An 11888-nucleotide genomic window follows, 5' to 3' on the forward strand; every position below is an offset into this window, starting at 1 on the left:
ATGACGTTGGGAACATGGATCCGCCCGCCGCCCGTCAGGTGCCGCGATACGTCGTCAAGTGACAAACACGCACCTTACGCCACCATATCACATTTCTTTCGTAAATGCGAATGAGTCGCATTTGATAGTTTTGGTAAGAAACGCGGCTCGCCTGGTCGAGAGCCGCGACCAGTCGGCGCAAGCGCCAACGACGCACGAAAAGCACACTGTGGCGCGGTGACTACTAAATGTACTAAACGGTCAAATTTCATTGCAATTGCGAATCGTTGTCATTACCATTCACCCGAAATTTCGCCACCGTTTACACCAGGTGTTTCGCAACCCGCCTGCCATAACAACGAATGAAGATTCTGAAGTCTGACCACCACGCGCTTTCTACTCACCGTTTTTCCCGTTACCAGTCGGTGCTCGGCGCGGCGCTGCTCATCAGCGTCGGGCTTGCGCTATCGACTGCGCCGTCGCGCGCACACGCGGAGGACGCCGTTGCCGCAGACGCGACACTTCCTACCGTCAGCGTGAAAGCGTCGGCTGACAACAATGGGGCGCAGGCCGACAAGATCAGTGCTGGTGCGCTCGGCACGCTCAAGCAGGTCGACACGCCCTTTTCGACGCACGTCGTGACGAGCGAAGAGGCGCAGGATCTGTTCGCGAATACGGCCAACGACCTGTTCCAGTACGACCCTGCCGTGTCGATCACGAGCACCAACGCCATCGGCGAAAACTCGACGTTCAACGTGCGAGGCATGCCGATCGACACGCTCAACAGCATCAAGGTCGATGGTCAGAGCTTCCCGTCGTGGGATACCGATCTCGCACTCGAACCGTTCGAGCAGGTGGAATTGCTGAAAGGGCTGTCCGGCTTCATGTACGGGTTCGGCTCGCCGGGCGGTATCGTCAATTACGTACTGAAGCGTCCGACCGACACGCCATATCGCAGTTTTTCGGTGGGCTATCAGTCGGCGGGTGTCTTCAGCGAGAAGCTCGACGTCGGCGGCCGCTTCGGTACGGACGACCGGTTCGGCTACCGCTTCAACCTCGTCAACGAAGAAGGCAATACGGCCGAGGCAAATGGTCATCTGCGACGCCAGGTGGCGTCGGCGGCTCTGGACTTTCGTATTACGCCGGATCTGACCTGGACGGTGGACGCGTTCTACACGAAGCGCAAGCAGGAAGGCACGATCTTCGGCCTGATGTTCGGCTCGGACGCGGGCGGCATTCCTGACGCAAGCAAGGTGACGCACAACCTGTCGCAGCCGCAGAACTACTATCAGGTCGAAATGGCGTCGTTCGGAACGGGTCTCGACTATCGGCTCTCCGAAAACTGGCACGCGAGCGTGAAGTACCGCTTCGCGAAGGAAAACCGCACGAACTCGGACAGTCTGCTGTACGTGTACAACACGGCGGGCGACTACTCCAACACGCTATATGCGGCGATGACGCGATACTTCTACCAGAACGTCGACGCGATGGTGGAAGGCAAGTTCAACACGGGCAGCATCAAGCACGATGTCGTTTTCGGTGCGGGATATCAATCGCAAGTCACCGAGTACGACAATAGCGAAGGCTGGAACGACGGGTATAGCCTCGGCATCGGTAACATCTATAGCAGCACGTTCCTGACCAATGCCGACGTGCATATCGGCGAAAACCTCTACAAGCAGTCCCGCACGACACAGGCCGCGGTCTACGCGAGCGACACCGTGCAGTTCACGCCGCGCATTTCGGCGCTGCTCGGCTTGCGGTACACGCAGTTCCATCAGTTCACGTACGATCCGACGGGTGCGACCACGGCGAACTACAGCGCGTCCCCGGTGACGCCGACTGTGGCGCTGATGTACAAGACGGACCCGTATTCGACGCTGTACGTCAGTTACGTCCAGTCGCTCGAGCAAGGCGGTTCGGCTGCGAACACCAACCTCAACTACCCGGCGACATTCGGTCCGCTGCGCAGCAAGCAGTACGAAGTGGGCTTCAAGACGGATCGTAGCAAGTGGGGCGCGAATCTGGCGCTGTTCCGCGTCGATCAGGGCTACTACTACACGAACTCCGCCAACATTTTCGTTCAGGACGGCACCAAGCGTTATACGGGCGTCGACGCGAGCGGCTGGCTTCAGCTTGCCAGCGACTGGCGCGTGATGGGCGGCGTGATGTGGCTCGATACCAAGGCCGTCGATATCGACGATCCGACCATCGAGGGCAAGCGCATCTATGGGGCGCCGCGATGGACGGTGACGGGCCGCGTCGAATACAACCCGTCGTACATGCGTCGTCTTACGCTGGCGTTCGGTGGCCGCTACGTCAGTGATATGGCCGTGGATGCTGCCAACACGCAATTCGTACCGGCATATACGGTGTTCGATCTGAGCGGCAAGTATGAAACGCGTATTGCGGGGAAAGAAGTGACGTTCCGCGCGGGTATCAACAATCTCTTGAACCGCCGTTACTGGACGACCGCGTGGGGCTACTACGTCAGTCCGTCCGCGACGCGTACGGCGGTGGCTAGCGCGACGATGCAATTCTAAGCAAGGCGCCGCAATAATCAGCGCAGAGAGGTAAGGAAGCGACGGGCACACTGTGTCGTGTGACTGTCGCTTCTAACGCGTCAGAAGCGCCAAGAAATCTATCTTATCCGAACGTTCATCGACAGATTGACGCTTCGGATACAGCCAAACGTACGCCATGATTGACACCTCCCAGGTGTCAGCTTCATTCGATGGCCCTCCTTGCAGATAACAGATTAGTAATCGAGCGGCCAGATTGTGGTCATCCGCGCTCGACAATAATCTAACCGTCACACACCTGGTCCCAAGCCTGATGTCCAACGGCAACTTGAAATCGCTGTGAGCGAATAAGGAACCGTTAAGTCTTTTGGACCTAATCTGAACGGGCATCTTTTGAACCCGCTCATCAAGGAAGGAGAGTTCGATGAAAACCTCAATCAGCGTCGCGATGTTGACTGCCGCACTTTTAATGCCCGCAATCTCATACGCGAAGATCGATTCGAATGAAAGTACGACGCGCGCCGAAGTCAAGGCGCAAATTGTGCAAGCCGAGAAAGACGGCACGCTGCATCAATCGAAGGCTCACTATCCCGACTACAACACAAACGCGTCCATAGCTGCACGGCAATCGGCAAGCGACTACGGAACGATGCCGTTGAATTATTCGCAGTCGGGATCGCCGGCGAAAGGCATGAGCGATAGCAAGCTATTCGAACATCATTGATGAACAGTGTGCAGCTGAGTAGCGCATGTCTAACGTTTGATGGCCCAGTCTATTGTGGCATCGAACAATTGCTGGCCTGACTGCGAGAGGTTCGCGAAGGAGTCGTTGCTCATGAAGAACATCACGCGTCGGGCAGGCGCGAGCGTTTCGTAATCCATTGTCGCCCCCGTTTCGTAGGCGAAAATGGCAGCCTTGTCGGGCTGACCATAGACGCTCGCGATAATGGATGCGCCGAGGCCCGGCTTGCCCCAACTCATCACCGCCTGCTTCCCGTACACATTGACGACGCCTGCCGGTAAGCCCGCAGCAATCGGATGCGGCGCATTCACGAGCCACAGGTAACGCTCTTTTTCTGTCTCGCCGAAATCGACATCATGGCGCTTGCCGCTCATCGCCAGATCGTCGAGCAGATCGTTTTCCCAAGTGACGAGCGGCACAGATAGCGTGCGCCACCCAGGCAGCACATCCTTCGACGATACCGTCGACGATATGACGATCAGGCTCGCGTCACGCGCGAGTTCGGGACGGTAATCCTGATCGACGAGTTGAACCGAATAGCCTCGTGTACCGAGATGCGCGGCGATGCGCTGATCGGTTGCAAGGTTGGGGCCGTTGAGTTGTACGACCATCACGATACTTTTCTGCGTGTCTTTGGCGTTGGCGCGAGCGATGGAAGGTAAGAGCGCGGCAGTCGCGAGACCCAGAAGGGAAGAGAGCGCATGGCGTCGCGTGTGATCGATCGTGGCCGTTTGATTGCGTTTCATGGTGAACTCCTCGTAGCCGGGTTTAGAATTCGAGCGTGGAAAGGAGCGACACCTGCCGCGCATCGCCGACCGCTACGAAATAGCGATTCGCGCTGGACGGGTAATAGGTCTTGTTGAAGAGGTTCTTCACATTCAACTGGAACGACACATTGTGTCCGCCCCATTTCGTGTTGTAGTTCGCGAACGCATCGGCGACGGTATAGGCGGGCAGGGTGAAGCTGTTCGCGGAATCGCCGGGCCGCTCGCCGACATAGTGCGCGCCCGCGCCCATGCGCAATTGATCGCCGCCGAAGATCGCGCCGAAGTCGTAGACGGCGGCGAGCGACGCCGTATGCTGCGCGACATTCCACAGCCGGTTGCCCGCATACAGCGGGTCTTCCGTCGTTTTCGCGTCGATGTACGCGTAGCTCGCAATGACGCTCCAGCGTTGGCCGATCTGCCCGGCGACATCGAGTTCGATGCCGCGCGAGCGCGCCTTGCCTGACGTTCGCCAGTCGGTTTGCTTGGTCGTGTCGTTGTACTGCGACACCAGCACGTTCGATTTATCGATATTGAAGAATGCGAGCGTGCCCGTCACTCCCGCAGGCATCGCGACTTTCGCGCCGACTTCCCACGAGGTCGCTTCTTCCGGCAGCACCGATGAGTCGATCACGACACCCGAGCTGAGCGGAGCGATGGTCGACGTCGGCTTCAGCGATTGCGTATAGCTTCCGTACAGTGAGACGGTATCGGTCCACTTGTAGACGACACCCGCGCGCGGCAGCCATTTGGTGCCGTTCAAATCGGTGTTCACCTGAAACGGGCGGCCACGTCCCGCGACCTGGTTGTACGACAGGAAGCGCGCGCCGCCGACGAGTATCCACTTGTCGGTCAGATGCACACTGTCCTGAAAGAACACGGATGCGTCGTGCAACGTGTCGGTCTGGTCGCTGTCGCTGGCGGATACGGTGGTCGACGGGCTTTCTAGGCCGTAGACGGGGTGCAGATAGTTGAACGTGTACTTCGTCGCCTGCCGCAACAGGTCCTTGCGATAGATGCGCCGGTATTCGTCATCGACACCCACCTGCAGGTCGTTGCGCAAACCCGCCACCGTGAAATGTCCATCGATGTAGGCGATCGCGTAGCTATCCGTGCTGAGCGCCCCGTGCGTCGCGTCGTTGCTGCGCGAGAGCACGCCTGTCGTGCTGTTGACGCCTTGCACGCGCAGCTGGCCGGCGTCATATGTTTCGCGGTTGTAGCTGTAGCCGAAATGCGCCTTCCAGTTCGCGTCGATCTGATGATCGACAGTCAATTGCGCGAGATGCGATTCACCGTCCATTTCGTTGAACGGCTCGTCGAGACGCTCGCGCGCGGGGATGGCCAGTGGCTTGTTGGTCTTTGGATCGAGCGCGGTGCCGCGATCGAACGGATAAAGGAACTTGCGATACTCGTAGGACAGTACGACCTGTGTATCGCGTGCATACCAGGCAAGCGAAGGCGCGACGAGCGTCTCTCGGTGTTCGCCAAAGTTGCGCCAGTATTGTTCGTTGACCTGGTCGACGACGAGACGGTACGCAAGGCCTGAATCACCGATTGGCCCTGTCAGATCGAGCGTGCCGTCCGCGCCGTTGCGGCCGTGGCCGTAAGTCGAGCCGAGCAACGAGATGGCGTGATAAGCCGTGAGTAACGGCTGCTTGCTCACCACGTTGACGACGCCGCCCGGGTCCATGATGCCGTAGAGCAGCGATGCCGGTCCCTTGAGCACTTCGACGCTATCGGCTGCGGCGTTGAGGCCGCGGCCCTGCACGAGCGGCATGCCGTTGTGCATGATCGAGCCGTCGCGGTTGCCGCCGAAGCCGCGTTTGAGCAACGTGTCCTGAGTGCCAGCCAGCGTGTTGCCCTGGACGATGCCGCTGACGTTGGCGAGCGCGTCGTCGAGATTGCGTGGGCGCTGATCGCGCAACACTTGCGCGGGCACGGTGTTGATGGCTTGCGGCACATCGATGATGGGAATGTCGGAGCGCGTGACATTCGCTTCGGGAGGCGGTCGGTAACTCCCCGCGCGAATACCCGTTGCGGCGACCTTGACGGTGGGCAACACGGCGCTGTCGTCGAGTTCGACATTGCTCGCATCTTCAACCAGCGTGTAGCTGCCGTTGCTCTGCTGGACGGACGACAGCCCCGTGCCGCGCAACAGGCGCACGAGCCCCTGCTGCGTATCGTATTCGCCATGCAGGCCCGCGCTATGACGATTCGCGGTGAGCGCGCTCGGATACGACAGCATGATTCGCGCTTGCTGCCCATACTGGTTGAGCGCGCTTTCGAGCGGCCCAGCGGCGATGTCGAAAGACTTGCGCGGCGAGGCTTGGGCCATCTCAGTTGCATCGGCGGCGAAAGCGGCGGGAGATGCGATGGTCGCGAAGATCGTTGCCGTCGCGATACCGATGATGTGCCGCCCGGGGAACGCGCGACGACGTAATTCACGTGCGGCGTTATTCGCGCAGGCTCTTGCAGAAAGTCCCATGTTTTACGAAGCTCGAGGAGGTAGATGATCTGGTGTTCTCATCTGCCTTGTCCCGCGAGAATCGAAAACAGCTCAATACCGACGAAAATTTTTTACCGCGTAGTGATTGCCGCGCTAGGAACGCGCTGGCTTCACCGTTACCCAATAGCGAGTGATGTACTCCACCTCGACAGACAGCGTGCTCGCAAGCGTGTTGAGCACGCGATCCGTGTCCGATAGCGGATAGGTGCCCGACAGGCGGAAGTCCGCGATCGAAGGATCGCAGCGCACGTATCCGTCCCGGTAGCGTCCGAGTTCCGACAGGAAGTCGGCGAGACGCATGTTGCTCGCGACCAGCATGCCTTGTGTCCATGCGGCCGTATCGTTGCTTACCGGTTCGATCGGCATGACTTGCGTGGCGGTGAAGCGCATGCGTTCGCCTGCACGCACCACCTTGGACACGCCCGGCGCGCGGCCCGGTTCGACCTTCACCGCACCTTCGCACACATCGAGCCGCGTCGTCGATTCCTCCTGTCTGAGCGAGAAGCGCGTGCCGAGCGGTATCGAAACACCTTGTGCCGTCTGCGCGACGAACGGACGCGGTGCGGGACCGTCGTCGTGTCCCGTGACGACCATGATTTCGCCGCGAAGCAGAACGATGCGGCGCTCCGTGTCCGAGAAGCGGACATCGACGGCGCTCGCGGTATTGAGCGTGAGCCGCGTGCCGTCAGCAAGCGTCACGTTGCGCTGCTCGCCCGTGCTGGTGCGCAGGTCCGCGTTCCAGCCGCGCCACACGATCTGATCGCGGGCAAGCCAGGCCGTTCCGCCCGCAAAGAAGAGCAGAACGAGCGCCTTGACGCCTGCGCGCCGTGCGCGCGAACGCGGACGCGTCAACGCGGCACGCGCGGCCGGGCTTTCATTGACCATTTGAAGCCGTTGACTCACAGACTGAATGTGCCGCCACGCGCGATCGTGATCGGCGTGTTCGGCTCGCCAGCATTCGAACGCGCGTCGTTGCGAGTCGGTGATGTCACCGGACTGCAGATCGAGCCACCATTCGACCGCGCGACGCGCGACATTCGGAGCGATGCCGGGAGGACTGCCGATATTCACGCGTCTAATCCAGTTTCATCGCGAAGAAGCATTGCGCTGCCGCTTTCAGCAGATAGCGCTTCACCGTCGCGAGGGAGATACGAAGCGTGGCCGCGATTTCCGTCTGTGTCGCGCCGTCGAGTTGCGCCATCAGGAACGCGCGTTTGACGGGTACGGGCAGACCGTCGAGCAACGCGTCGATCTCGCACAAGGTTTCGAGCAGCACAGCACGTTCTTCGGGCGATGGCGCAAGTGGCTCCGGCACCAGCGCGAGCGCTTCGAGATAGGCGCGCTCGATCTGCTCACGTCGCCAGTGATTCGCCAGGACGCGCTGGGCGACGGTCGTGAGGAAGGCGCGCGGCTCGAGCAATTCAAGCGGTTCGTCGCGCGCGAGCAGGCGCATGAAGGTGTCGTGTGCAAGGTCGGCCGCCCGATGCGCGCATCCCAGCTTGCGGCGCAACCACGTATGAAGCCAGCCATGATGGGCGACGTAGAGGTCTTCGACCTCGAGACGCAACGAGAGATTGTCTGCCGGCATGCGCGGTCTTCCGGACGAGTCCAGTAAGCAAAAAATAAAGCTACTAAATGAGAATTATTCGTATTGTCGCACAAGGGAATGCCGTCTTGCACGCGATCAAATTTCCCGCGCGTGCTTCGCCTGCCGCCGGGAATGGCGCGTGGGCATACGTCCTGCGGCTGCGTTGAACGCCCGCGGCGCGCCGTTGCACGGGCCTGACGACCGTCGGTGCAAGGCCATCGCCCGTCCCGCCAGTGCGTCCTGTCAAAATCACGGCTCGGCGTACGCCTGCATCGCCCGTCAAATGCTTGCTGGATGCGCATTGGCACGTTTCTTACGTCGCGGATGCCGCCGATCGTAGTAACGTATCGAAAATTTTGTCTTTCGCCTGGCCAGTTGATTCTCGAGGCGCATATGTCCACCGATACCGACACCACCATGACTGATGAGCAGGTCGCAGCCGTTGCAGACCGCATGACCGAAGAAGGCCGTCTGGTTTCCCCCGTCACGATCTGGGCGGAGGTCCGCAGCGGTTCGATCGTCGCCGTCGCCGCCGCGCTGCAACGCTGGCGCGAGGCGCGCGAGCCGCAGCCGCCGGCACCGGAGACGCAAGCGCAGAAGGCGCTGCCGGGCGAACTGGCGGAAACCTTGATGGAAGCCGCGCGCCGCATCTGGACCGCTTCACAGGACGACGCCGGGCGGTTGCTCAGCGAAGGTCTGGGCGCGGCGAGCCAGCAGCTCGATGTCGTGCGCAGGGAGCGTGACGAGGCGCTTGCCGCGTATCAGCAGACGGGCGAAGAAGCCGCGACGGGGCGCGAGCGGCTGGACAGGTTGCGCCACGACCTCCACGCGTTGCAGGAATCCGCCGCGCAGGTTCGCGCCGACTTCGAAACAGTGACCGCCCGCGCGGAAGCCGCCGAGGCGAACGTCCAGAACCTGACCGAGCGCGCATCGGCGGGTGAAGCGAAGCTCACGGCGATCCAGAGCACGCTCGAGGATCAACACCGGGCAAACGAATGGCTCGCCGCGACGGTTTCGGGCAAAAACGAAGAGATCGCGCGGCTTGGCCGCGAGCGCGACGACGCGCGCCGGCAGATCTCGACACTGGACGAGGCTTGCCAGGCGAAGTCGGAAGAAGCGGAGCGCTGGTCTCAGGAAGCGGCCGCAGCAGTGTCACGCGCCGAAGCAGCGACGGCGCAGGCGAACGAGAGCACCGCGCGCCTCGCATCGGTCGAGGCCGACTTGAGCGAGACTCGCAACGCACTCGCCGCGGAACGCGACGCCGCCCTCGAACATGCCGCCGACCTCTCCGAGCAGCGTGGCGCACTGGAGCGCGTCACACGCGAACTGGACGAATCCCGAGCGCAGATTGGCGCGCTGACCGAGGCGCACACGCTGGCGGCAGCCGAACTGGCTCGCGCGACGCAGGACGCGTCTGCCGCGAATGAACGTGCCGACGCAGCGGAACAGCGCGCAGCGCAGCTGGACCAGAGCCTGACGGTCGAACGCGAGGCCACGGCTGCGCAGCGCGACGAACTGCAGCGCGTCACGCGCGAACTGGAAGAAGCACGGACGCGGGCCGATACGCTGACCGAAGCGCAGACGGCCGCGAGCGCGGAGCTGGCGCGGGTCTCGCAGGAAGCCTTCGCCACGAAGCAAAGAGCCGATGCCGCCGAGCAGCGGGCGTCGCAGCTCGAGCAGAGCCTGACGGTAGAGCGCGAGACAACGGCGGCGCACAGCGACGAACTTCAGCGTGTCAGGTACGAACTGGAAGAAGCTCGCGCGCAGATCAATGCGCTGAATGAGGCGCAGACGGCCATAAGCGCCGAGCTGGCGCGGGTCACGGAAGACGCATCATCCGCAAAGCAACGCGCGGAGTCGGCCGAACAGCGCGCAGCGGAACTGGAGCAAAACCTGGCAGCGGAGCGCGAGGCCACGGCGGCGCAAAGCGACGAACGGCAGCGTGTCACGCGCGAACTGGACGAAGCCCGTGTACGGATCGACGCGTTGACACAAGACTCGACCGCCACGAAGCAAAGGGCAGAAACCGCCGAGCAACGCGCAACCGAACTGGAGCAGAACCTCGCGAGCGAGCGGGAAGCATCGGCGGCGCGGACCAGCGAATTGCAGCGCGTCACGCATGAACTTGAAGAAGCGCGAACACAGATCAACGCGCTCACCGAGGCGCAGACGGCGACAAGCGCCGAACTGGCGAACGCCAGGCAGGAAGCCGCCGCCGTACAGCAGCGGGCCGAAGCCGCCGAACAGCGCGCCGTCCAGTTGGACGAGAGTCTTGCCGTCGCGCGCGAAGCAGCCGTGGCGCGTAATAGCGAGGCGTCGGCTCAGTTCGACGAATTGCAACGCGTCACGCGCGAACTCGAAGAGACACGCACTCAGATCAACGCGCTGACCGAGGCGCAAACGGCGGCAGCCGCTGAACTGGCGCAGGTGACGCAAGATGCATCCGCCGAGAAGCGCCGTGCCGATGCAGCCGCGCAACTGTCGGCCCGCCTGGAACGCGACCTTGCTGCTGAACGCGAGGCAGCGACAACGCGAACCGCTGAAGCGGCGGCGCAATCGAACGAGTTGCAACGCCTCACGCATGAACTCGAAGAAGCGCGCAATCGGATCAACGCACTGACCGAGACGCAAACGGCCGCCGACGCCAATCTGGCACAGGTCACGCAAGACGCATCCGAGGCGAGGAATCGCGCGGAAGCGGCCGAACATCGTGCAGTCCAACTGGAACAAACGCTCGCAGCGGAACGCGACGAAGCGCGCAAACACGTGAGCGCCTTGACGGATGCCCAGTCCGTTGCAAGCGCCGAGCTATCGCGGCTCACGCAAGAAGCATCCGCCGCAAAAGAAAGAGCAGACGCAGCCGAGCATCGTGCAGCGCAACTGGAACAAAGCCTCACAGCGGAACGCGAAGCCGCCGCGACGCGCAACAGCGAAGCGTCGTCGCAACTCAACGAACTGCAACGCGTCACGCAAGAACTCGACGAAGCCCGCAAGCAGATCGGCACGCTGACCGACGCGCATACGTCGGCCAACGCAGAACTGGCGCGGCTCGCACAAGAAGCATCGGCGGCGAAGGAAAGGGCGGACGCAGCCGAACGGCAGGCAGCGCAATCGGAGCAGAGCCTTGCGTCCGAGCGCGAGGCGGCGGCAGCGAAAAGCGACAACGCGTCGACGCAGCTCGAAGAGTTGCAGCGCGTCACGCGCGAACTGGACGAAGCCCGCGCGCAGATCAGCGCGATGAGCGAGTCGCAGACGGCGGCCAGCGCCGAACTGGCGCGCGCGACGCAAGACGCGTTCGACGCGAAGGAGCGGGCGGATGCAGCGGAACAGCGTGCAGCCGAGCTGGCGCAAAGCCAGGCCGAGCGCCCGCACGAACCGGCGTCGGCGAAGGGCGCGCAAGGCGGTGAACTGGCGGGCGGAGCCGATGTCGCGGAAGAACTCGCTTCCTTGCAACGCCAGATCGCGGCTCAGGCGAAGACTCACACGAAGGCCTACAACGAGCTTCGTGCGAACGCCGAGCAATGGGTGACGTACGCGAAGGACATCAAGCAGCGGCTCGACCAGGCGAACGAAAAAATCCTCTTCATCGATGCGCGCAGCACCGGCGAAGTCGCGCTCCTGCGCAGGCTCTCGTTCGAACTGGAGCGCTTGAAGCCCGACCACGAACTGGTGTTCAGGGAAGCGCAGAAGAAGCTGATCGGCGCGACGATGACCCAGCAACTCGCGCAGAAAGGCTATCAGTACGACCCGGCGACGGCTGTGATGTCGAAGCTGGAGGGCTGACGCG

The 11888-nt window shown here is 62.0% G+C and carries 7 protein-coding genes; 3 read left to right on the forward strand and 4 right to left on the reverse strand.

Going from position 1 to position 11888, the window contains the following annotated elements; genetic code table 11:
• The first annotated feature begins 341 nt into the window (after nucleotides 1-341).
• Nucleotides 342-2522 carry a TonB-dependent siderophore receptor gene (locus C2L65_RS16605; RefSeq protein WP_042304322.1) on the forward strand — a complete coding sequence of 727 codons (2181 nt, stop codon included), beginning with the start codon at nucleotides 342-344 and terminating at the stop codon, nucleotides 2520-2522.
• 403 nt (nucleotides 2523-2925) lie between these two features.
• Nucleotides 2926-3225 (forward strand): DUF4148 domain-containing protein, encoded by a 300-nt coding sequence (locus C2L65_RS16615; protein ID WP_042304320.1) that lies wholly within the window; start codon nucleotides 2926-2928, stop codon nucleotides 3223-3225.
• Between the two features lie 29 nt (nucleotides 3226-3254).
• On the opposite strand, the gene C2L65_RS16620 is transcribed toward C2L65_RS16615, so the two are convergent.
• The 4 genes from C2L65_RS16620 to C2L65_RS16635 form a co-directional block, all read right to left on the reverse strand.
• Nucleotides 3255-3989, reverse strand: coding sequence for a hypothetical protein (locus C2L65_RS16620; protein ID WP_042304319.1), 735 nt, complete (start codon nucleotides 3987-3989; stop codon nucleotides 3255-3257).
• A 22-nt stretch (nucleotides 3990-4011) separates the two neighbouring features.
• Nucleotides 4012-6492 carry a TonB-dependent siderophore receptor gene (locus tag C2L65_RS16625; protein WP_042304318.1) on the reverse strand — a complete coding sequence of 827 codons (2481 nt, stop codon included), beginning with the start codon at nucleotides 6490-6492 and terminating at the stop codon, nucleotides 4012-4014.
• Nucleotides 6493-6606: 114 nt separating this feature from the next.
• The gene (locus C2L65_RS16630; protein WP_103254548.1) at nucleotides 6607-7584 is read right to left on the reverse strand and encodes a FecR domain-containing protein; all 978 of its coding nucleotides are present in this window, start codon (nucleotides 7582-7584) and stop codon (nucleotides 6607-6609) included.
• Between the two features lie 4 nt (nucleotides 7585-7588).
• Nucleotides 7589-8101, reverse strand: coding sequence for a sigma-70 family RNA polymerase sigma factor (locus C2L65_RS16635; RefSeq protein ID WP_042304306.1), 513 nt, complete (start codon nucleotides 8099-8101; stop codon nucleotides 7589-7591).
• 393 nt (nucleotides 8102-8494) lie between these two features.
• On the opposite strand from C2L65_RS16635, the gene C2L65_RS16640 reads away from it, so the two are divergent.
• Nucleotides 8495-11884 carry a DNA-binding protein gene (locus tag C2L65_RS16640; RefSeq protein WP_042304316.1) on the forward strand — a complete coding sequence of 1130 codons (3390 nt, stop codon included), beginning with the start codon at nucleotides 8495-8497 and terminating at the stop codon, nucleotides 11882-11884.
• Nucleotides 11885-11888: the final 4 nt, after the last annotated feature.

It is taken from the genome of Paraburkholderia terrae (assembly GCF_002902925.1).
Classification (GTDB): Bacteria; Pseudomonadota; Gammaproteobacteria; order Burkholderiales; family Burkholderiaceae; genus Paraburkholderia; species Paraburkholderia terrae.

Excerpts from the sequence above, each read along its gene's own strand:
- C2L65_RS16605 (WP_042304322.1), top strand. The coding sequence starts at position 342 with ATGAAGATTCTGAAGTCTGACCACCACGCGCTTTCTACTCACCGTTTT.
- C2L65_RS16615 (WP_042304320.1), top strand. The coding sequence starts at position 2,926 with ATGAAAACCTCAATCAGCGTCGCGATGTTGACTGCCGCACTTTTAATG.
- C2L65_RS16620 (WP_042304319.1), bottom strand. The coding sequence starts at position 3,989 with ATGAAACGCAATCAAACGGCCACGATCGATCACACGCGACGCCATGCG.
- C2L65_RS16625 (WP_042304318.1), bottom strand. The coding sequence starts at position 6,492 with ATGGGACTTTCTGCAAGAGCCTGCGCGAATAACGCCGCACGTGAATTA.
- C2L65_RS16635 (WP_042304306.1), bottom strand. The coding sequence starts at position 8,101 with ATGCCGGCAGACAATCTCTCGTTGCGTCTCGAGGTCGAAGACCTCTAC.
- C2L65_RS16640 (WP_042304316.1), top strand. The coding sequence starts at position 8,495 with ATGTCCACCGATACCGACACCACCATGACTGATGAGCAGGTCGCAGCC.